The sequence below is a fragment of the Rugamonas sp. GW822-FHT03B10 genome, from assembly GCF_058801745.1.
In genome coordinates this window covers 324,826-346,261 of the sequence record NZ_JBXANP010000003.1, presented here as the reverse complement: position 1 = coordinate 346,261, position 21,436 = coordinate 324,826, and the positions used below count along the sequence as shown (strand labels likewise).

The window sequence follows — 21,436 nt, the reverse complement described above, 5'->3', positions numbered from 1 at the left end:
GATATGATACGCACCTTCCGGCGCTGAACCGCCGGCAGGTTCATCTCGTTCGTGGCCATCCATGCGGTGGCCGCCCCTTGAGTGGGGAAAGTCCGGATTGCCGCTCGCAAGTCCTTGCGCCGTCACCGCGCGCCATTGCCTTCCGACCCATGTCACCGAAGCCCGCGCGCCGCGATGGGACGTGAGGTGATTGACCCTTATTACCGTGATAAGCCGATGCAACAAGAAATGCCCTCCGCAGTGGAAAATGTCCAGCACCCCAGCGTCACCGGCGGCCGCCGTATCAGCGTCGCCCCGATGATGGACTGGACCGACCGCCATTGCCGCGTGTTCCACCGCCAGATCACGCGCCACACGTGGCTGTACACGGAGATGGTGACCACGGGCGCGCTGGTGTACGGCGACGTCGAGCGCCACCTGCGCTTCAGCGAGGAGGAGCATCCGGTCGCCCTGCAACTGGGCGGCAGCGATCCGGCCGATCTGGCCGTGAGCGCGAAGAAGGGCCAGGACTGGGGCTACGACGAGATCAACCTCAACTGCGGCTGCCCGTCGGAACGGGTGCAGAAGGGGGCGTTCGGCGCCTGCCTGATGGCCGAGCCGCAACTGGTGGCCGATTGCGTGAAGGCCATGCGCGACGCCGTCACCATCGACGTGACCGTCAAGCACCGGATCGGCATCGACCAGACCGAGAGCTACGATTTCGTGCGCGACTTCGTCGGCACGGTGGCCGACGCCGGTTGCCGCACCTTCATCGTGCACGCCCGCAACGCCATCCTGAAGGGCTTGTCGCCCAAGGAAAACCGCGAGATCCCCCCGCTCAAGTACGAGTACGCCTACCAGCTCAAGCGCGACTTCCCCGAGTTCGAGATCCTGATCAACGGCGGCATCAAGACCGAGGCCGAGATCGACCTGCATCTGCAGCACGTGGACGGCGTGATGCTGGGCCGCGAGGCTTACCATAACCCGTTCATGATGGCCGGTTTCGACCAGCGCTACTACGGCGACACGGCCGAGCGTCCCACGCGCGAACAGGTGCTGGCGGCCATGGTGCCCTACATCGAGGCGCAGCTCAAACACGAGGGCGGGCGCGGCCTCAAACTCAATTCCATCACCCGCCACATGCTCGGTTTGATGCAGGGTTTGCCCGGCGCCAAAAGCTTCCGCCAGACCCTGTCGGACTCGAAAAAACTGGCCGCCGGCGACCCACGTTTACTGCTCGAAGCGGCCGCCCGGCTGCGTCATTCCACGCCGTAAGCCGGCTTTCGCCGTGTAATTATCGGCAGCAACTCAATTTCCGCGCAGAAAGTTCGCTTGCGTAAAATTGAGGCAGGTTTTGCTTGCTTTGAGGCAAATTTCACATCTATAATTCCCAAATACTCACACAAATCCACCTATTTCCGTGTGTGTATTGCACTTCAGGACATGCGCGCTGCTGGTGGAGCCGCGCGTTTTGCATTCGCAGTCATTGTTTGCTACTGTCGCACGCCTTAGCAGCACGGGCCAGGTGGATCGCCAAGCGCACAACGCCTGGCTTCCAGGGCAAATTCTTATCAATAGTGTCACTTACGAAGAGACGAAATGAATTTAGCAAAAATGAAAGTTGGGACGCGTCTGGGTCTCGGGTTCGCCTTGGTGCTGCTGTTCCTGGTCGCCGTGACCGCCGTCGGCATCGGCCGCATGGCGCAGATCCAGGACCGCCTGGACCATGTGGTGGGCGTCAATAACGTCGTCACCCGGCTGGTGATCGAGATGCGCGCCAACGTCAGCGACCGCATCACGGCGCTGCGCATCCTGACCCTGATGCCCGAAGGCTCGGATCTGGAACCGGAAATGAACCGCGTCAAGGATCTGGCCGCCAAATACGGCGAGGCGGAGAAGAAACTGAGCGCCCAGTTCGCCACGGAATCGACGCCCGAGGAAAAAGCCCTGCTGGGCCAGGTCAAGGAATTCGAGGCGGCCGCCATGCCCGCCATCGCCAAGGCCTCCGAGCTGTGGCTGGCTAACAAGGCCGAGGATGCGACCAAGGTGATGATCAAGGAAATCCGTCCGGTGCAGAAGAAGTGGATGGCCGCCCTCGACCAGCTGACCGCGCTTGAAGACAAGCTGAACACCCAGGTGCAGGCCGACGCCGCCACCGGCTTCTCCAGCGCCCGCACCTTCATGATCGTGCTCGGCGCCCTGGCCGTGGCCATCAGCGTGCTGGCCGCCATCGTCATCACGCGCGGCCTGCTCAAGCAACTGGGCGGCGAGCCCGACTACACGGCCAGCATCGCCGGCAGCATCGCCAAGGGCGACCTGTCGGTGATGATCGACACCGACCACCGCGACCAGGACAGTCTGCTGGCCGAGATGAAGGAGATGCGCGACAGCCTGGTCGACATCGTGGGCCAGGTGCGCAACGGCACCGAGACCATCGGCACGGCGTCGCGCGAGATCGCGGCCGGCAACATCGACCTGTCGTCGCGCACGGAAATGCAGGCCAGCTCGCTGGAGAAGACGGCCACCGCGATGGAAGAGCTGACCGCCACCGTGAAGCAGAACGCCGACAACGCCCGCGAAGCGAACCAGCTGGCCGCCACCGCGTCCGACGTGGCCATCAAGGGCGGCGCCGTGGTGTCGCAAGTGGTCGACACCATGAGCTCGATCGACGCCTCGGCCAAGAAGATCGTGGACATCATCGGCGTGATCGACGGCATCGCGTTCCAGACCAACATCCTGGCGCTGAACGCGGCCGTGGAAGCGGCCCGCGCCGGCGAGCAGGGCCGCGGCTTCGCCGTGGTGGCCTCGGAAGTGCGCAACCTGGCCCAGCGTTCGGCTGGCGCCGCCAAGGAAATCAAGCTGCTGATCGACGACTCGGTGGAAAAAGTGGGCGCCGGCACCAAGCTGGTGGGCCAGGCCGGTGTGACGATGGACGAGGTGGTCGCCTCGGTGCGCCGCGTGACCGACATCATGAGCGAGATCGCCAACGCCAGCCAGGAACAGAGCGCCGGCATCGAGCAGGTCAACCACTCGATCATCGAGATGGACAGCATGACCCAGCAGAACGCGGCGCTGGTGGAGGAGGCCGCCGCCGCCGCCCAGAGCCTGCAGGACCAGGCGTCCGAACTGGCGCGCGTGGTCAGCATCTTCAAACTGGTGGAAGGCGAGGAGCGCATGGCGCCCGTGGCGTATGTGCCGCCGCCGGTGGTCGTGGCCAAGCCGGCCGCCGTGGCCCGTCCGGCCGCGCCCGTGCGCAAGCTGGCCGCCGCGCCCGCCGCCAAGCCGAAGAAGGTCGCGGCCGCCGCCCAGCCGGCGGACGAGTGGGAAGAGTTTTAAACGCTTCGGTTGCACCAGCAGTCATTAACAATAAACGTAGTGGGAATAACGACAATATGAACAAAGTTTCGACCAGCATCATCGCAGCCATTCTCCTGTCCGCCACCGGCGCCGCCCTCGCGGGCGAAGTGCCGGCCACGTTCGACGCCAGGAATTGCCGCGCCGAATACCCGAAGGCATCGCTGATGAATGAAGAGCAGGGCAACGTGTCGATGGCGTTCCTGGTGTCGGCCGATGGCACGGTGGTCGATTCCAAGATCGAAAAATCGAGCGGCTACAAGAACCTGGACAAGGCCGCCATCAAGGCCATCACCGCCTGCAAGTTCAAGCCCGGCACCAAGGATGGCGCCGTGGCCCAGACCTGGACCAAGGTCGACTACGACTGGAAACTGTAATAACGCGCACGCGGCCCCTGCCGCCAGCAACTTGATCAAGAATTAGCCACTTGGGGAAATCAGATGTCTACAAATAAGCGTTGGTTGAGTGTTTTTGCGATGGTGCTCATGTCGGGCACGGCGGCGGCGTACGCGGGCGAGGTGCCGGCCAGTTTCGACGCCAAGAACTGCAGGGCAGAGTATCCGAAGGCGTCGCTGATGAACGAGGAGCAGGGCACGGTGTCGATGATGTTCCTGGTCAAGGCCGACGGGACGGTGGCCGACTCCAAGGTGGAGAAATCAAGCGGGTTCAAGACGCTGGACAAGGCGGCCATCAAGGCCATCAGCGCGTGCAAGTTCAAGCCGGGCACCAAGGATGGCGCGCCGGCCGAGACCTGGACCAAGGTTGATTACGCCTGGAAGCTGGACTGAGGCGTCGCACCGCATCCCCATGAAACAAACCGGCCGCGCGCCGGTTTTTTTCATGGGCGCGCCTGTTGTTCCGTTGTGTTTTCGGGTGTAACAAGCTGTAAATCCGCAGCGCCGGGCATCAATTTTCCCTATAGTACGAAAAGGAGGAACATGCGATGAAAACGACTTTGGCAGTGCTGGCACTGGCGGCTTTGGGCGGTTGCGCGGTGGCGCCGCCGGCGCCCGTCTATTACGGCGGCCGCGCCGCGCCCGTCGATCCCTACCAGTGGCATACGGTGTCGGTGGAGCCGGCAGGCGCCTCGCGGGTGGAATACAGCAGCGAGCCCGTGTACGCGCCCGGGCCCGTCTATGCGCCGCAGCCGGTGTACGCGGCGCCGGTCTACGCGGCGCCCGCGCCGTCTTATTACTACCCGCCCGTGACGATCGGCTTGGACTTCATGTTCGGCAATTGGTGTTGCGGCCATCGCTGGGGTGGACGCGGCCATTACCGCCACCGCTAAGCTGGCGTCGGCGGACAGGCCGAAGCCCGCTGCGCCTCGCTGGCGCGGCGGGCTTTTTGTTATGCGCGGCTACCGGAAGGCTAGGGCAGCATGTACAGCGTGCCGTTGTCGAGCATCGCCAGTTCCGAGCACAGCAGGTACGCCGACGTGCCCGCCAGGCCCAGCAGGAATGCGCCCCAACCGACGTGGCGCAACTGCGCCAGCGTTGCCTCCGGGACGTGCAATGGCATGTGGTGTGGGATGTTCATGCGTTCAGTCTAGTGCATGAACGCATGCACCGCCATCGGTCCATCGTCCCCGTGTTTGTAGGACGATGGCGCAGGCGGCCCTTACTTGGTGCGCCAGAGCACCACGGGGCCGGCCGGCGCCGTGTCGAGCGCGTTCGACAGTTCCAGCCACTGCTGCAACCGTTCCGGCTGTTTGAGGTGGATGCCGGCGCCATCAATGGTGCCGACCTGTTCGAGCATGCGGGCGTCGAGCTTGGCCTTCGACACGGTGGGCGCGTTCATCACCATGCGGTCGTACGCCTTGCGGGCCTTGTTTTCCCATTTGTGCAGACTGCTGTCGTCGAAGCGGTTGGCCTCGAAGTAGACGGTCAGCGAACCGTCCGGATTGCCAAAGCCCACCACGCCCGCGCCCTTGCGGATGGTGGTGGTGTTGCTCAGGTCAAACGCGCTGGTGGGCACGAACACGCCGGCGCGGCCGTCGATATCGGGCCGGCCCACGGGCGTGTCCTTGCCGTAGGTGGTGACTTCCTTGGAGATGATTTCTTCAGACATATACTCATGCGCCTCCTGCCTGTGACGGCGGGGCATTCCTGTTCAGTGTTGATGGAGTGCAGGGGCGGCGATTCGGCCCGGATTGCTGCTACGTCGGTGCCCCGCACGGGCGTGCGCGGCGACGCTTCATTGTAGCGTTAAACTAGTTCTGCCGGGAAATGAGGCGACATTTTTTCTGCCCGCGCGCGTCCCCGCGACGCGGCCGGGCGCGGCCAGTGGCATGAAATAAAAACATTTCAAGTTGCAAGTTGATAATTTGTATTGCTTTTGATTTAAAATGTCCGCTGGATAACTAATTGGCCCTCGTTGCCCCCACCACCATGCGCGCATTGCACACTTTCGCCATCGGCGCCGTTGCCGCCTTCGCCGCCGCTTCCGCCCACGCCGACACCCTGACGGCCGGTCAGATCATGACGCAGTTCAACAGCGTGGTCACCGGTAATTTCTCGACCGCCAGCGACGTGGAAGGCCGGCTGGTCGCCAACAACCTGGTCAGGGGCGCCACGTTCTACAACAACCCCAGCAACACGCCATCGGCCTATGCGGCCGTGAACGCCATCACCATCCGCGCCAATGGCGGCGGCAACGTCGACAACGGCGGCAGCGTCAACTACATCGCCAGCAACGCCGGGCACTTCAACCTCAATGGCGGCGGCAGCATCCAGCATGGCGTGCCGACCTTCACCATGGCCGATTTTTCCACCCCGCTCAACGCGCTGGAATCGCATCTGGCCGGCATGGCCAACGCCAACGGCGTGCTGAACGCGGCCGACCCCAACAACTTCACGTTCAACCTGACCGGCAACGCCGCGTCCACCTCGGTGTTCAACCTGACCACCAGCCAGCTCGGTTCGGCCGCCAACATCAATTTCAGCGGCACGGCCGGCACCGTCATCATCAACGTGCGCTATGACGGCGTGGTCGGCGGCGACGGCGCGAAGGCGTTCACCATCAACGGCAACTTCAACGACAACTCGCACATGGGCAACCGCCTCGTGTGGAACTTCGTCGATACCACGGCCGTGAATTTCCGCGGCTGGTATGGCGCCGTGCTGGCCGGTGGTTCCACCGTCAGCGCCGGCTCGGCCATGAATGGTTTCCTGTACGCGGCCAACTATGTGGGCAATGGCGAACTGCATGACCGCACGTTCGCCGGCGTGCTGCCGACGTCGCCGGTGCCGGAACCGTCGAGCTGGGCCATGCTGGCAGCCGGCCTGGCCGCTGTGGCGCTGATGCGCCGCCGCAAAGCCCGGGCCTGAGGCGGCACGAAAACAAAAAAAGCCACAAGCGCGAGCTTGTGGCTTTTTTGTTTGCTGCGAATTCTTGGGGGTGGCTGATGGGGCTCGAACCCACGACAACAGGAATCACAATCCTGGACTCTACCAACTGAGCTACAGCCACCACTGACTTGCTACCGCCGCCGCGCCAGGCGCGACAGCAGGTGTTCCTACTGAAACAAAAAAGCCACAAGGTTGAACTTATGGCCTTATGCGTACGACGAATCCGGTGGGGTGGCTGATGGGGCTCGAACCCACGACAACAGGAATCACAATCCTGGACTCTACCAACTGAGCTACAGCCACCACTGGTCTTACGTTTGTCCCGGTGTTTGCGGGACAGGTGCCGAATTATACAAGCCGATATTGATTCGTGCAAATCTAAATGCACAGATCGGCAACTTCCGGCGCCGACCCCTATCCGGCCGTGCTCAAATCGTCACGCTGGCGACGGACGGGGTCAGGCCCAGCAGATTGCCGAACGCGGCCGACAGTTCGTCCGCGCTGGCGCTCGTGTAGCCCTGCAGGCGCGCCGGCGCATCGCCCGCCGCCGGCACGCGCGCCAGTCCGGCCGCATGCAGCAGGCGCGCGATCTGGCGCGCCACGGCGTCGCCGGTGTCGATGATGGCGACCGGATGGGCGCTGGTGCGCTCGACCACCTGTTCGATGCCGTGCTGGACGAACACGTAATGGGTGCAGCCCAGCACCAGCGTGTCGACCCCTTGCGCGATCAATGGCGCCACGTAGCGTTGCAGCAGCGCCTGCGTGGCCGGCGTGTCGAGCGCGCCGAGGTTGATCTGGTCGGCCAGGCCGATGCACGGCATGAGCAGGAACTCGGCGCCGCTGCTGGCGCTGATCTGTGCGCGCAACTGCAGGAATTTTTCGCCCGACAGCGTGCGGTCCGTGGCCAGCACGCCGATCTTGCCGTTGTGGCTGGCCGCCACGGCCGGCTTCAGACCGGGCTCCACGCCCACCACGGGCAGCAGCGGATAGCGCGCACGGATGGCCTTGATGGCGGCCACGGTGGCCGTGTTGCAGGCCACCACCAGGCCCTTGACGCCATCGGCGACGAGGAAGTCCGCCACGGCCAGCGCGCGCGCCGTGACCACGGCTTCCGGCTTGTCGCCGTAGGGCGCGTAGCCGATGTCGGCGAAATAGGTCAGATGCTCGTCCGGCAACTGGGCGCGGATGTGGCGCAGCACGGACAGGCCGCCCACGCCGGAATCGAACACGCCGATGGGCGCGTCCGGGGCGGTGCAGATCGCGGGGATAGGATTCATCAAGTTCGTCTCGGTAAACGGCAACCGCCCCGCGGCCATGCGACAGCGGGGCGGCAAAGGAACGGCTTAAGCGACGGTGACGGGGATCTTGCCCACGCTGCTCAGCTGCTCGATCTTGGCCTGCCACTCTTTTGGACCCGTGTTGTGCACGGAAGTGCCGGCCGCGTCGACGGCCACGGTGACCGGCATGTCGACCACCTCGAACTCGTAGATCGCTTCCATGCCCATGTCCGCGAAGCCCAGCACCTTGGCGCTCTTGATGGCTTTGGACACCAGGTAGGCGGCGCCGCCCACGGCCATTAGGTAGGCCGACTTGTGCTTCTGGATCGACTCGATGGCGGCCGGGCCGCGCTCGGCCTTGCCGATCATGGCGATCAGGCCGGTCTTCTCCAGCATCATGTCGGTGAACTTGTCCATGCGGGTGGCCGTGGTCGGGCCGGCCGGGCCGACGGCTTCATCGCGCACCGGATCGACCGGACCGACGTAGTAGATCACGCGGTTCTTGAAGTCCACCGGCAGTGGTTCGCCCTTGGCCAGCATGTCCTGGATGCGCTTGTGGGCGGCATCGCGGCCGGTCAGCATCTTACCGTTCAGCAGCAGGGTCTGGCCCGGCTTCCACGACGCCACTTCTTCCTTGGTCAGCGTGTTCAGGTCGATGCGTTTCGATTTTTCCGTGTCCGGGGTCCAGTGCACTTCAGGCCAGGTCGACAGCGGAGGCGGCGTCATGTAGGCCGGGCCGGAACCGTCGAGCACGAAGTGGCCGTGGCGGGTGGCCGCGCAGTTCGGGATCATGGCCACCGGCTTCGAGGCCGCGTGGGTCGGGTGCATCATGATCTTCACGTCGAGCACCGTGGTCAGGCCGCCCAGGCCCTGGGCGCCGATGCCGAGCGCGTTGATCTTGTCGCACAGTTCGATGCGCAGTTCTTCCAGCTTGTTCTTGGGGCCGCGCTGCTTCAGTTCGAACATGTCGATGTCTTCCATCAGCACTTCCTTGGCCATCATCATGGCCTTCTCGGCCGTGCCGCCGACGCCGATGCCCAGCATGCCGGGCGGGCACCAGCCGGCGCCCATGGTCGGCACGGTCTTCAGCACCCAGTCCAGCAGCGAATCGGACGGGTTCATCATGACCATCTTCGACTTGTTCTCCGAGCCGCCGCCCTTGGCTGCCACTTTCACGTCGACCGTGTTACCCTCGACCAGTTCCATGTGCACCACGGCCGGTGTGTTGTCCTTGGTGTTCTTGCGGTCGAACAGCGGGTCGGCCACGATGGACGCACGCAGCTTGTTGTCGTCGTAGTTGTAGGCGCGGCGCACGCCCTCGTTGACGGCGTCGGTGACGGTGCCGGTGAAGCCCTCGAAGCGCACGCCCATGCCGATCTTCAGGAACACGTTGACGATGCCGGTATCCTGGCAGATCGGACGCTTGCCTTCCGCGCACATGCGCGAGTTGGTCAGGATCTGCGCGATGGCGTCCTTGGCGGCCGGGCTCTGTTCGGCCTCGTAGGCGCGCGCCAGGTGCTGGATGTAATCGGCCGGATGGTAGTAGCTGATGTACTGCAGCGCGGCGGCGACGGAGTCGATCAGGTCTTCTTGCTTGATGATGGTCATGGTGATCTCGCGTGGTTAAAATCGAAAGGAACGAGCAGGGATGGGGAAAGCGGCGTTGCGGCCCGGCCGCGGCGACGGCGCCGGCGACGACCACGCGACGCACAGCGGCCGGCAGCGCGGCGCGGGCTGTGGGATGGGCGGAAAAGTCATCGGGGCGGGACTCCGGTACGCTGGTGGGCAGATGAGAACTGCCGACATTCTACACGTGCTGATCGGCAACCGCATCCGGCGGGCGGGCCGATGCGCAACGCCGGGGTGCGATAAATGATTGGTAAAATGGCACGACAGGCATGATTGCAACGGGTCGCGACATCAAATCCTCCGCCGGGGAATGCCTGTAAGGACTCAGTAAGCGATCAAGTTTAATGTTGTTATCAAACGATTACTACACTGGAGATCAGCATGACCAGCACCGCAAACCAAGCACAAAGCGCCCAACAGCAGGGCCCACAAGAATCCCGCGTCTTCGCACCGCCGGCGGCGTTCGCGGACCAAGCCGCAATCTCGGGCATGGCCGCCTACGAGGCACTGTGCGCCGAAGCGGCCGCCGACTACGAAGGTTTCTGGGGCCGCCTGGCCAAGGAAAACCTCGTGTGGCAAAAACCGTTCACGCGCGTGCTGAATGAGGACGACGCCCCGTTCTACAAATGGTTCGAAGACGGCCACCTGAACGTGTCGTACAACTGCCTGGACCGCAACCTGCAGAACGGCAACGCCGACAAGACCGCCATCATCTTCGAAGCGGACGACGGCACCAGCACCCCGGTCAGCTACCGCCAGCTGCACGAGAAGGTCTGCAAGTTCGCCAACGGCCTGAAATCGCGCGGCATCAAGAAGGGCGACCGCGTCATCATCTACATGTCGATGTCGGTGGAAGGCGTGGCCGCCATGCAGGCCTGCGCCCGCATCGGCGCCACCCACTCGGTCGTGTTCGGCGGCTTCTCGGCCAAATCGCTGCAGGAGCGCATCATCGACGCCGGCGCCGTGGCCGTGATCACGGGCGACGAGCAAATGCGCGGCGGCAAGCAACTGCCATTGAAAGCCATCGTCGACGAAGCGCTGGCGCTGGGCGGCTGCGAATCGGTGAAGGACGTGATCGTCTACAAACGCACGGGCGGCGCCATCAACATGGTGGCCGGCCGCGACATGTGGCTGAGCGACCTGGTCGACCAGCAGTCGGCCGAATGCGAACCGGAATGGGTGAGCGCCGAGCATCCGCTGTTCATCCTCTACACGTCCGGCTCGACCGGCACCCCGAAAGGCGTGCAGCACTCGAGCGGCGGCTACCTGCTGTGGGCCGCGCTGACGATGAAGTGGACCTTCGACATCAAGCCGGCCGACGTGTTCTGGTGCACGGCCGACATCGGCTGGGTGACCGGCCACAGCTACATCGCCTATGGTCCGCTGGCCGTGGGCGCGACCCAGGTGGTGTTCGAAGGCATCCCGACCTACCCGAACGCGGGTCGGTTCTGGGACACCATCGCCAAGCACAAGGTCAGCATCTTCTACACCGCGCCGACGGCGATCCGCTCGCTGATCAAAGCCTCGGAGGCGGACGCGAAAGTGCATCCGAACAGCTTCGACCTGACCACGCTGCGTCTGCTGGGCACGGTGGGCGAGCCCATCAATCCGGAAGCCTGGATGTGGTACTACAAGAACGTCGGCCGCGAACAGTGCCCGATCGTCGACACCTTCTGGCAGACGGAAACCGGTGGCCACATGATCACCCCGCTGCCGGGCGCGACGCCGATGGTGCCGGGTTCGTGCACGCTGCCGCTGCCGGGCATCATGGCCGCCATCGTCGACGAAGCCGGTCACGACGTGCCGAACGGGCAGGGCGGCATCCTGGTCGTCAAGCGTCCATGGCCGTCGATGATCCGCACCATCTGGGGCAATCCGGAGCGCTTCAAGTCCGGCTACTTCCCCGAGGAGCTGGGCGGCAAGATGTACCTGGCCGGCGACGGCGCGATCCGCAACAAGGAAACCGGCTACTTCACCATCACCGGCCGTATCGACGATGTGCTGAACGTGTCGGGTCACCGCATGGGCACGATGGAGATCGAATCGGCGCTGGTGGCCAATCCGCTGGTGGCCGAGGCCGCTGTGGTGGGCAAGCCGGACGACACGACCGGTGAATCGATCTGCGCGTTCGTGGTGCTGAAGCAGGCGCGTCCGACCGGCGAGGATGCCAAGCGTCTCGCGCTGGAGCTGCGCAACTGGGTGGGCAAGGAGATCGGTCCGATCGCCAAGCCGAAGGAAATCCGCTTCGGCGACAACCTGCCGAAGACGCGCTCGGGCAAGATCATGCGTCGTCTGCTGCGCGTCCTGGCCAAGGGCGAAACCATCACCCAGGACGTCTCCACGCTGGAAAATCCAGCGATTCTGGAGCAGTTGAAGGAAGCGTCCTAAGTTGTTGTTTTAACGGGCTGCCGGCTGGAGCCGGTGGCCCGTCGGATGGCGGGGTTGCCGGCAAATAATGTTGGTGGTTTCCAAAATCCTTGCTATAATCTGCCGCTCCCTGAATGGGGAGAAGCAGGAGAGATGGATGAGTGGTTGAAGTCGCACGCCTGGAAAGCGTGTATAGGTTCATAGCCTATCGGGGGTTCGAATCCCCCTCTCTCCGCCAGGAATACAAATGTAAAAAAGGCCACCCTCGGGTGGCCTTTTTGCATTTGTTTCCGGGCGGAGAGAAGCAGGGCGCCTGCGCGCCCTGCGTGGGGGATTCGAAGGGCTGGGCGTGCACGCCCAGCCCGCTCCGAATCGCCATTCTGCCACCGCTACGCGGTGGCGCGCCGGAGGCGGCGCGCGCAGCGCAAAAAAATTCCCAACTGCACTATTCCATCAATCACTTTCCAGTCATCGGGATGCTTCAAGCCAAATTCCCCTATTCATATGTCAATGCCGCAAGAGTCATGTCTAGTCTTGAGTTTCATCAAAGGTTCGGCTAGCGTGTCCAAATGACAGAGCTGGCACGTCCCCGGGCACGTCCCCGAAGCGCCGCGTCAGCAGCCGTGCGCATGACGGCGTCGTCGGGGTGGCTGAGCCGAGTCAGTGCTGGTGTTCGGACGGATTCGAGATTGCCTGCGACAACGGCGAGGTCGTCACTGGTGTGTTTATGAAGGACTGCTGTGATCGTGAAATCATTGCTTGGCGAGCCTGGGCTGAACGTGGACTGCCTGGCGAGCCAGTCCGCGATATGTTGGTGGAAGCGGTCGAAGCGAGATTTGGCCAGGCCAGCATTGGCTCGGCAAAGCTGGAGTTCTTGAGCGACAATGGCGGCGCCTACCGAGCCCACGAAACGCATGCGTTGGCGCGTGCAATGGGCCTGGAGCCGATTCATACGCCGGTGTGCAGCCCGCAGTCGAATGGGATCGCTGAAAGCTTTGTGAACACCTTCAAACGGGATTACGTCAGCCTGATGGACCGCAGCAATGCCGAAGTCGTTCTCGCTCAACTGCCGGACGCCTTTACACATTTCAATGAGGTTCATCCACACTCGTCGTTGAAGTTGAAATCGCCTCGCATGTTCAGGAGGGAGCTGCTGCGCCGGGCTCAGGAAAGCGGGGTAAATTAAGCGATAGGATGTGTCCGGTCATCCGGGGGCAAGATCAGAGCCGCTTTAATGTCCGAATGGACGAACGCCTTTATTGGCTTGTTCTCCAGATGCTTCATCCAGAAGTTTTCCTTTGAGTTCTCGTCGGTGGTGCGCGTGGACGGCTCAAGTTCAAGCAGGTTCCACCAACGATCTATTAGGTCACAGAACAGTTCTTCGCCGGTCTTACGCTCGGGAGCGGCGCATTGGATGAGTCTGGGAGCTCGGTGCGATAGTTGAACGTACCGAGTTTGATCTGCTGTCGGACTTCGGCGACGAGGCGTGCTGCGTACTTGAGGTTCGCCGCCGTTGGCCGCAGCAGGCAACCGTCTGCCTTTACCGGTTCCTTGACCTGTTTGCCACGGTAAGAAAACAGCACCCAGATACTGCTTTTTCGTACCTCGACGCCACTCAGTTTTGTTCGACCAATTTGTAGTATTCTTGGAGTTTAAATGTCATACGTGTCAGCAGCGGTTGTAAACTGATACACCCCAGCGATTGAAAACTAATATACCGTTTTGAGAATAAAATGGAATGATGCTTGATATGCTTGCGGTTGTCGCTAGAAAGGATTATACCTTTCGTCGGGAGCGTGCCGCTCAGGGTATTGCCAAGGCTAAATTAACGGGGAAATACAGAGGTAGAAAATAGGATACTGGCTGTAATCAACTTATTTAAAAGCTTCTAAGATCTGGTGAAACTGGCTGGAATGAAATTATAAAGCCTGTTGGATGCAGTCGAGGAATCCTGGGTAAACAAGCTACTATATAAAAATGGTACTTAGATGTCTTTCAGGGGTATTAGTGGCGCGAAGAAATTGTTGCGTTTTACAAAATGAAAATCTATTTGTTGAAGATTTTTACTTTCCATCATCCCACTCATTCAAAAAATCAGCTAATACATCTCCGTGGCACGCATCTGGTTTGCAAAAACAGCCTAGCCGCTTGCCTGCCAGTTTAAAAACTTCTGATTTTTTCTTATTTGGAAATTTGTCAAATTCAAAGTCATATCGAAACTTACGAATTACCTCTTCGCGCGTTTCTCCTTCAGTAAACATTGAATATGGGTTTCCCCAGTAGGAACCACGCCCTATATACTCATACTCCGCAGTATGACGTTGTTTTGAGTATTTCGTATCTCTTTTTATATTTACAACACGAGTGATTTTTATACTTATGATCCTCATTGCTACATTACGTTCCTTTAGTTCCGAACACTCCGTAGGGAATTCTTCTCCATCATCAAAAATGATGGAATGAGTAATGCTGTGGCTCTTCCAGTCCATATCTTCAACTAAGGATAAGCATGATGCTTCATCCTTGAATAGCGTCTTCAAGAATCCATTTTCATCCTTGGGGAATATTACGCTAAAGCCCGCTAGATTCCTGGTTATGTTTAGGACTTTTCTTTTAAATTTACTGTAACTCCGGAATTCTTTCGGATATAAAATTAGTAATTCACTCATCTTAATATAGGTGCTTAACGGTTAAATTGAAATCTGAGTTTTTGTTGAGATATTCAACAACTAAGCGTCGATGGCAATGATGGGGTTCATGCTCGCTACAAAGTAGGCATCCTTGTTCTAGAAATTCTTTTGTAACTAGTCGCTCGATATTGCGTTTTGCCATGAGATTCATAAACAAGTCTTCATAAGCATCCCATTTAATCTTCTTGTCTTGATACGGATCTAGAATTTCTTTCGTTGGCGCTAAATCTGGAGCGTGGACATAGTCAATAGAGCATAGTTCCCGCAAGAAAAATTTCAAATCATCTTTTTTGGCATAGCCAGCAAGCTGAGAGACATTATTTAATCGCACATCGATAAGAGTTTTTATATTAGATTTTCTAATAAAAGTAAAAAAGGTTTCTGCACTTTTTTTTGTAAATCCAATCGTGTAGATAGTCATATCATTTTTCCATTTAGAAAATTGCGCTAATCGATTAACGCACCCATACATCTCGCGGGCACGAGACACTTCGCAGGCATAAGAGCAGGTGTAGATGTTGAGTAAGAATTGAGTAAGAATTGAGTAAGAATTGAGTAAGAATTGTAAACTCAAATCATCAACCATAAGTGTTATTTTCACATTCTCGCATGCTGAGCAACGGTGGAACTGACATCGTAAAAATTCTCTGATTGTCATTGCGGAAAAAGCAATTCCGTGGTGAAATGTTTACTGCCTATCCCTAATCAAAGTAGCCTTCTTGGTTGCTTTTTGCAAGCCGCTCATTTGCTTCTGAAATGGGAGGCTTGATGGGCGGCTCGCGGTTAAAGCTAACTCGAAAATGATTCTCACGTATAAGCTCATCGATTGAAGGAAGAAAATGTACGACAAAAAAATTATCTGTTTAGCAAATTCAAAGAAGCCGCCTTCTGGACGATGCATTGCAGGCAAGGAGTTCGAGAATGGCGTTGTGGGTGGTTGGATTCGCCCTGTTAGTAGCCGCGACTCGCACGAGGTATCTGAAGACGAACGCAGCTATGAGGACGGACGGAAGGCTCAGCTACTAGATATTGTTACTGTACCATTGCTTAACGCCAGTCCTTTGGGGCATCAGATCGAAAACCATACGTTGGATGCAAGGTATTACTGGACAAAGGACGGAACCGCTACCTGGGATCAGGTGAATGCTATTGTGGACCCTGACGATCCGGTTTTCTGGGATCACTCTCAAAGTACATATCATGGACACAATGACAAGGTGGCTGAAGATGAGTTAGCACAGATTGGATCTTCCTTGAGATTAACACGTGTACACGACTTCACGATTCGAGTTCACTCTGAAGATGGTTATAACGGAGCACCGTCGCGTCGCCGCGTGCGAGGGGAATTTACCTTGCTTGGACAACATCATTTGCTCTCCATAACCGATCCAGTAGTGGAGGAGCAATATCTGGCCCGCGACAACGGTGACTACGAGATTGGCGACGCCATCTTATGTATTAGCTTGGTGGAGCCTTTTCATGGATACGCTTTTCGCGTCATCGCTTCGGTGATTACTCGAAATCGCTGCGCGGCTTAACGGAGATTCGAAGTTGGTGATGGTCATTTTACCAGCATCCATAGCGTAGCTAGCTCAAGTTCTCCAAAGCCGACAGCCCTTGTACTTAAGCAACTTGTGAACCTAGATTGCGGATCGCTGACTCGATACGCAGAAAGTTATCTCTAGCTGATGTCTCAGCTGACGAGGGCGTCTAGTGATTTCATGAGGGCAAGAATGGGTTAACTTCTAGGTTAAAGGGGGGATCCAAGGGGTAAAGGGCGATAAGATTGATGCAAGGCATTGATTTTGTTCCCCTTAATTCCCCTCTGTACCCATTTAGGAAAGTTCAGCCTATCCGGGGCGGATCTCCCTTTTGCCTGGAATACAAAATGTAAAAAAGGCCACCCTCGGGTGGCCTTTGTGCATTTGTTTCCTGGCGGAGAGAAGCCGGGCGCCTGCGCGCCCTGCACGGGGGATTCGAACGCATCGTCCCTGCAGGGGCGAGCCGCTCCGAATCGCCATTTTGCCACCGCTACGCGGTGGCTGAGGCGCCGCGCGCCGCGCAATTTTCCCCTAGGGATATTTCTTATCTTCAATTTGGCGCAATGTTGGAACTAACCCCGTTGCGCTTAAGTTTCAGCGGTATGGTGGCTTCATACTTCTAATGGCTTCCTCAAGCGCATTTTGATCCTTCAGCACCTTCATCGTCGACCCGACTTGATTCATCTCTTTGACTGCTTTCATGGCGGCGTTATTCTCCTCGATGGCCTTGACGGCCGAGCCTACCTTATTCATGTCCTTGACCGCTCTCATCATCGCGCCTTGTTCTTCCAACGCCTTGACTGTCGCTCCAACTTGATTCATGTCCTTGACCGCTCTCATCATCGCGCTTTGTTCTTCCAACACCTTGACTGTCGCTCCGATTTGATTCATGTCCTTGACCGCTCTCATCATCGCGCTTTGTTCTTCCAACGCCTTGACTATCGCTCCGACTTGATTCATGTCCTTGAGTACTTTCATCGCCGCATTGTGTTCATTTAAAGCTTTTTGGGCGGATGTAAAGGATGCTGCTTGATCTGCAATTGTCATCATGGACGATGGCGTTTTCTGGCCTTCACTCAAGGTCCAATTGGATACGGCATCAACCTGGTGTGCAGGTGCGTCAGGAGGTCGCTGATGCTGCAGGTCAGCGGCTACTGAATCGTCGCTAGGCTCAGGTCGATCAAATACAAAATTTTCCAGGCTGCTTTGACGAGAATGAATATCCACAGCATGCGCTTCTGGCACGTCGCTACCACAAGACGCAATCGGAGTCGAATCCATATTTTCATTCTGCCCGCCATCGGTCTGAGGGGCACTGGCACTTGTAGGTAAAGATGCCTGTAATTCTTTCGCAAGCGAACTTATCAGGGTGCCCGTCTCGTCAGCCTGCCCAGCCATCCCATTGAGAAGTGTGAGCATGCCACGCAATTGTTGGTTATTTGAAAAATTTGGGTAGCGTACTTTATGGTCAATTTCGCTCCAGCCTTCCTCAAAAATAGTACGGACTTGCAACTCCGCGTTGATTACCCGTAGCGTCGGCTTTGTCGTTAAAATATAATGTATTGAGCGGTAATTATCCTTGTGCTTTTTAACCGTCAGTCCTATGTCTTCGTAACGTGTTGTCAACTCTGGATTATCGCCATCGCGAATGTAAGCAATCGGGGCTTCTTTTAGCGGAAAAATTGCACGCACCTCTCGATCTATTTGGAAACAGTCGTCTTTGAGCAGATGCAAAGCACGCAACCCAAGCAGGTCATCAACTATCTCAAAGTAGTTTCCCACCGATATGTCCATGTACTTCGGCGACTTTTCGGCGCGTTTTCGTACAATCTTCGCCATAAGATGACATGAATCCTTTACTCGCCACCGAACAGAGTGGACCCTGCTAAAACGCTGAATCATACTGAAATGCGATACTGCGTTCGCTTCCAAGAGTGGACGTTGCTGTTCGTGATCTTCTCCGATAAGGAGAAGGTCACGCCAAGAAATGTTGCTAGATTGCCAATCATCTAGAGCGATTCTGCTCTCTCTCAAAAACTGATCCAGATCGCGCGGCAACATATGATTCCTCTTGGTAGGTAGTTGCCTTTATTGTATCGTGCAATTCGGCACTTGTTATGTTTCTCCGCTCAATTTTACACATATCGCCCGCCGACCCGCATGAATGCTCGATCCGGCAGCGAATAAAGACGCAGCGCTTGGGCGGCGCTTGACAGAGATCATAGAAGGCGCTGGTCAGCGCATTTTGGTCTCCCTCAAGTATTGTGGGGAGCCTCGAAATCTCGTCGCAGGCGGGAACCGATAGGCCGCGTATGCAGAGGCTCAGCATGGATTCCCGCATGCGCGGGAATGACGAATTGGAGGTTTTTCGAGGAGCCCGGTAGTAGTGATTGTGCCTCGCGTGACGACGGACTCTGTAGTGCCATGCAACGCGTCAATCTTTCGTTCAATTTGGCAGATTGCTGGAACTAACCCAACGCCGACCCCATCGCTGTTCCCCCAGCGTGTTCATGTGCACTTTCAATACAAATTCTCTCTAATTGTAACGATCGGTTGGAATTTCGCTCCGAATCCATGCTAATCTAAATTATTCCTCAGCGGCAATTAAATTGAAATTTGTTGATCGAAAATCAACAACAAGACTTGCCAGCCGCCGGGAAAAGTTAGCCGACAGGTGTCTCGCCATGACCGTCCCCCGCTGTTCCAGGACGAACTGGACAAATTCAAATTACGAAGACACCGATGGCATTGAGGCGAACGCCGCCCACCATTGCCTATAATCTGGAGTCAAAATGAATCTTTCAAATCTGAAAATCGGTACCCGCCTGACGGTTTGCTTCGCGATACTGGTGGGGTTGTTGATCCTGAATGTCGTCATCGGCCTGTCCAACTTGTCGGCCACGAACCAGAGCCTGGTCAACATCGTGGAAAGCAACAACGTCAAGGTGGCGGCGGCAAACGACATGTCGCTGGCGCAGCGGCGTAGCGGCGGGCGCCTGCGCAATATCCTGCTCTACCAGGATCCGGCGCTGATGACGGAAGAACAAAAGAAGATGCAGGCGGCCGACGACGACTATGCGGCGGCGTCGAAAAAATTGCACGAGCTGGTGACGCTCTCAGCGGGCAAGGAACTCCTGGCGCGCATCGACAGCGCACGCGACGCGGCGCTGCCGCTCATCGCGAAAGTGATCAAGCTGGGTCTGGACAACAAGAACGACGAAGTGCCCAACGCGCTCGCCAACGAGTTGTCGCCGGCGGTGGATAAATGGCAAGCCGCGCTCAAGGACATGGCCGCCTTCCAGGCCAACCTGAGCACTGAAGCGCGGAAGCAGGCGGAGACCGATTACAATCGCGCGCGTCTGACATTGTCGCTGATCGCCGTGATCGCAACGGCCATCGCCGTCGCGCTGGCCTGGATGGTGACGCGCTCGATCACGCGGCCGCTCAATGCCGCCCTGCGCGTCGCCAGGACGGTGGGCGAGGGCGATCTGACCTGCGAGATCAAGATCATGTCGACGGATGAAACGGGACAGTTGTTGCTCGCCTTGAAAGCGATGAATGACAAGCTGGTCAGTATCGTCGGGCAAGTGCGGGAAGGAACCGACGCCATCGCCACCGGGACCAGCCAGATCGCGTCGGGCAATCTCGACTTGTCCAGCCGCACCGAGCAACAGGCCAGTGCGCTGGAGGAGACGGCGTCGTCGATGGAGCAAATGACTTCGACCGTCCGGCAGAACGCGGACAATGCGCGCCAGGCCAATGTGCTGGCCGGATCGGCGTCGGAAATCGCCGTCAAGGGGGGCCAGGTTGTTTCGCAAGTCGTTGAAACGATGGGGTCGATTGACGCCTCGGCGCGCAAGATCGTGGAGATCATCAGCGTTATAGACGGCATCGCGTTCCAGACCAATATTCTTGCGCTGAACGCGGCGGTCGAGGCGGCGCGTGCCGGCGAGCAAGGCCGAGGGTTCGCGGTGGTCGCGTCTGAGGTGCGCAATCTGGCGCAGCGTTCTGCGGCGGCGGCGAAAGAGATCAAGTCGCTGATCGATGATTCCGTTCAAAAAGTCAGCACGGGGAACCAACTGGTCAACCAGGCCGGGGCGACCATGGATGATGTGGTCGCCAGCGTCAAGCGGGTGACGGACATCATGGCCGAGATCGCATCGGCCAGCCAGGAGCAGGAGTCGGGTATTGGCCAGATCAACCAGGCCGTCACCGAGATGGATAGCGTGACCCAGCAGAATGCGGCGCTGGTGGAGGAGGCGGCCAGCGCGTCGGCGTCCCTGCAGGAGCAGGCAAGTCAGCTGGCCGCTGTGGTGAGCATCTTCAAGCTCGACCAGATTCAGCGAACAGCGGTCGTGCCGAAGGCGATCAGGCAAGCGCCCCAGGTGACAAAATTGGCCAGCGCCAAGCCGGCTCGCAAAAAGTCGGACGTGGCCAGAATCGCCGTGGATCAAGCGGCACGCCGCAAGCCCGTCGCGACTGTGGGCGAGGATTGGGAGGAGTTTTGAGGCCGCCTGCTCACTCGTGCGCTTCAATTAGCCCTAGGCGATCTTCGATCCGTCCAACGCGGGCCGTCAGCTTGTCCATGCCCACTTGGCTCAGCGCGATCTTGCTGTCCAGATGCAGCACCGTTTGTTTCACATCAATGAGACCTGTCTCAATCATACTCAGGCGTTCCTTGACCATGAAAATCTCGTCACGCATTTCAGAGCGAAAAGTGGCGACATCATTGCGCAGCCCTTTCAGCATTTCGAGGACTAAGTTATCTGCCTCATCCTGGGCTGGATTGCTAGTGCTCATGTCACGCTCCCGAGTCTGTGAAGTTGATCGCTGAGAACTACTCGACAGATCGCGCCGGATATGTGCTGGTCTGTCTTTTTTAGCAGTATAGCCGCAACAGACCCCGCACTTGCGCCTGTCGCCAAACGTTATCGGAAAGTGTAAGCTGTTCCATTATCTCGTCGCTTTTTTGCTGATTACCTTGCGTGCCGTGCGCGGCGATCCAAGTGTGGAACATGAGCAAATACAAACCGAACTGGAGGCGCCCGCTGTTCTATCTGCTGCTGCCCGTTTTGCTGGTGATGGTGTTCGTCGGCTTTCCCTTACCGGTCGCGCCACCGCCAGTGCTCAGGGCAGGGCAGGAGCAGTCCACCACGGTCAAGCGCCGCAAGCGGCGGCTACCGTGGTGGATGCGTTATGCGCGCACGGACGATGACGAGGTGGCGCGCTGAGGCAGGCCGCACTGGCCTGGT

General features: G+C 58.5%; 19 protein-coding genes, 3 tRNA genes and 1 pseudogene. 12 read left to right on the top strand and 11 right to left on the bottom strand.

Going from position 1 to position 21,436, the window contains the following annotated elements; genetic code table 11:
* The first annotated feature begins 228 nt into the window (after window positions 1-228).
* The 5 genes from dusA to AC1RQG_RS07510 all read left to right on the top strand — a co-directional run bounded on the left by dusA (window position 229) and on the right by AC1RQG_RS07510 (window position 4,621).
* Entirely contained in the window at window positions 229-1,254 is a 1,026-nt protein-coding gene (gene dusA / locus AC1RQG_RS07530; RefSeq protein ID WP_493129877.1) for a tRNA dihydrouridine(20/20a) synthase DusA, read from the top strand.
* A gap of 324 nt (window positions 1,255-1,578) precedes the next feature.
* Window positions 1,579-3,315, top strand: a complete 1,737-nt coding sequence (locus AC1RQG_RS07525; protein ID WP_493129875.1) for a methyl-accepting chemotaxis protein — start codon at window positions 1,579-1,581, stop codon at window positions 3,313-3,315.
* Window positions 3,316-3,371: 56 nt separating this feature from the next.
* Window positions 3,372-3,710 carry an energy transducer TonB gene (locus AC1RQG_RS07520; RefSeq protein ID WP_493129873.1) on the top strand — a complete coding sequence of 113 codons (339 nt, stop codon included), beginning with the start codon at window positions 3,372-3,374 and terminating at the stop codon, window positions 3,708-3,710.
* A 63-nt stretch (window positions 3,711-3,773) separates the two neighbouring features.
* Window positions 3,774-4,121, top strand: coding sequence for an energy transducer TonB (locus AC1RQG_RS07515; RefSeq protein ID WP_493129871.1), 348 nt, complete (start codon window positions 3,774-3,776; stop codon window positions 4,119-4,121).
* 155 nt (window positions 4,122-4,276) lie between these two features.
* Window positions 4,277-4,621 (top strand): hypothetical protein, encoded by a 345-nt coding sequence (locus tag AC1RQG_RS07510; RefSeq protein ID WP_493129870.1) that lies wholly within the window; start codon window positions 4,277-4,279, stop codon window positions 4,619-4,621.
* 80 nt (window positions 4,622-4,701) lie between these two features.
* Here the strand turns inward: AC1RQG_RS07510 and AC1RQG_RS07505 are convergent, their stop codons facing one another.
* Window positions 4,702-4,869 carry a hypothetical protein gene (locus tag AC1RQG_RS07505; RefSeq protein ID WP_493129868.1) on the bottom strand — a complete coding sequence of 56 codons (168 nt, stop codon included), beginning with the start codon at window positions 4,867-4,869 and terminating at the stop codon, window positions 4,702-4,704.
* Window positions 4,870-4,950: 81 nt separating this feature from the next.
* Complete coding sequence (locus AC1RQG_RS07500) at window positions 4,951-5,400, bottom strand: hypothetical protein (protein ID WP_493129866.1); 450 nt, start codon at window positions 5,398-5,400, stop codon at window positions 4,951-4,953.
* A 296-nt stretch (window positions 5,401-5,696) separates the two neighbouring features.
* On the opposite strand from AC1RQG_RS07500, the gene AC1RQG_RS07495 reads away from it, so the two are divergent.
* On the top strand, window positions 5,697-6,659 hold the full coding sequence (locus AC1RQG_RS07495) for a collagen-binding domain-containing protein (protein WP_493129864.1): 963 nt from the start codon (window positions 5,697-5,699) through the stop codon (window positions 6,657-6,659).
* Window positions 6,660-6,728: 69 nt separating this feature from the next.
* Here AC1RQG_RS07495 and AC1RQG_RS07490 read toward each other — a convergent pair.
* The 4 genes from AC1RQG_RS07490 to AC1RQG_RS07475 form a co-directional block, all read right to left on the bottom strand.
* Window positions 6,729-6,801: transfer RNA gene (locus AC1RQG_RS07490), tRNA-His, on the bottom strand.
* Between the two features lie 106 nt (window positions 6,802-6,907).
* A tRNA-His gene (locus AC1RQG_RS07485) sits at window positions 6,908-6,983 on the bottom strand.
* 125 nt (window positions 6,984-7,108) lie between these two features.
* Entirely contained in the window at window positions 7,109-7,957 is an 849-nt protein-coding gene (murI, locus tag AC1RQG_RS07480; protein WP_493129862.1) for a glutamate racemase, read from the bottom strand.
* A gap of 66 nt (window positions 7,958-8,023) precedes the next feature.
* A complete protein-coding gene (locus AC1RQG_RS07475) occupies window positions 8,024-9,565 on the bottom strand; it encodes a fumarate hydratase (protein ID WP_493129860.1) in 1,542 nt (513 codons plus the stop codon).
* A 402-nt stretch (window positions 9,566-9,967) separates the two neighbouring features.
* Here AC1RQG_RS07475 and acs point away from each other — a divergent pair, with 402 nt between their 5' ends.
* The 3 genes and pseudogenes from acs to AC1RQG_RS07460 form a co-directional block, all read left to right on the top strand.
* Complete coding sequence (gene acs / locus AC1RQG_RS07470) at window positions 9,968-11,974, top strand: acetate--CoA ligase (protein ID WP_493129858.1); 2,007 nt, start codon at window positions 9,968-9,970, stop codon at window positions 11,972-11,974.
* 126 nt (window positions 11,975-12,100) lie between these two features.
* A tRNA-Ser gene (locus AC1RQG_RS07465) sits at window positions 12,101-12,191 on the top strand.
* A gap of 360 nt (window positions 12,192-12,551) precedes the next feature.
* Window positions 12,552-13,139: pseudogene (locus tag AC1RQG_RS07460) on the top strand (integrase core domain-containing protein); the annotation flags it as partial.
* A gap of 175 nt (window positions 13,140-13,314) precedes the next feature.
* Here the strand turns inward: AC1RQG_RS07460 and AC1RQG_RS07455 are convergent.
* The 3 genes from AC1RQG_RS07455 to AC1RQG_RS07445 all read right to left on the bottom strand — a co-directional run bounded on the left by AC1RQG_RS07455 (window position 13,315) and on the right by AC1RQG_RS07445 (window position 15,064).
* A complete protein-coding gene (locus AC1RQG_RS07455; protein ID WP_493130034.1) occupies window positions 13,315-13,572 on the bottom strand; it encodes an Arm DNA-binding domain-containing protein in 258 nt (85 codons plus the stop codon).
* Between the two features lie 444 nt (window positions 13,573-14,016).
* Complete coding sequence (locus tag AC1RQG_RS07450; RefSeq protein ID WP_493129856.1) at window positions 14,017-14,622, bottom strand: DUF4326 domain-containing protein; 606 nt, start codon at window positions 14,620-14,622, stop codon at window positions 14,017-14,019.
* Between the two features lies 1 nt (window position 14,623).
* Window positions 14,624-15,064, bottom strand: coding sequence for a DUF488 domain-containing protein (locus AC1RQG_RS07445; RefSeq protein WP_493129854.1), 441 nt, complete (start codon window positions 15,062-15,064; stop codon window positions 14,624-14,626).
* A gap of 418 nt (window positions 15,065-15,482) precedes the next feature.
* Here AC1RQG_RS07445 and AC1RQG_RS07440 point away from each other — a divergent pair, with 418 nt between their 5' ends.
* Window positions 15,483-16,181, top strand: a complete 699-nt coding sequence (locus AC1RQG_RS07440; RefSeq protein ID WP_493129852.1) for a dual OB domain-containing protein — start codon at window positions 15,483-15,485, stop codon at window positions 16,179-16,181.
* 597 nt (window positions 16,182-16,778) lie between these two features.
* On the opposite strand, the gene AC1RQG_RS07435 is transcribed toward AC1RQG_RS07440, so the two are convergent.
* Window positions 16,779-18,086, bottom strand: a complete 1,308-nt coding sequence (locus tag AC1RQG_RS07435; RefSeq protein WP_493130032.1) for a RelA/SpoT domain-containing protein — start codon at window positions 18,084-18,086, stop codon at window positions 16,779-16,781.
* A gap of 890 nt (window positions 18,087-18,976) precedes the next feature.
* Here AC1RQG_RS07435 and AC1RQG_RS07430 point away from each other — a divergent pair.
* A complete protein-coding gene (locus tag AC1RQG_RS07430) occupies window positions 18,977-20,692 on the top strand; it encodes a methyl-accepting chemotaxis protein (RefSeq protein WP_493129850.1) in 1,716 nt (571 codons plus the stop codon).
* 10 nt (window positions 20,693-20,702) lie between these two features.
* Here the strand turns inward: AC1RQG_RS07430 and AC1RQG_RS07425 are convergent, their stop codons facing one another.
* Window positions 20,703-20,984 carry a hypothetical protein gene (locus AC1RQG_RS07425; RefSeq protein ID WP_493129849.1) on the bottom strand — a complete coding sequence of 94 codons (282 nt, stop codon included), beginning with the start codon at window positions 20,982-20,984 and terminating at the stop codon, window positions 20,703-20,705.
* Window positions 20,985-21,199: 215 nt separating this feature from the next.
* Here AC1RQG_RS07425 and AC1RQG_RS07420 point away from each other — a divergent pair, with 215 nt between their 5' ends.
* A complete protein-coding gene (locus AC1RQG_RS07420) occupies window positions 21,200-21,415 on the top strand; it encodes a hypothetical protein (RefSeq protein ID WP_493129847.1) in 216 nt (71 codons plus the stop codon).
* Window positions 21,416-21,436 lie beyond the last annotated feature (21 nt).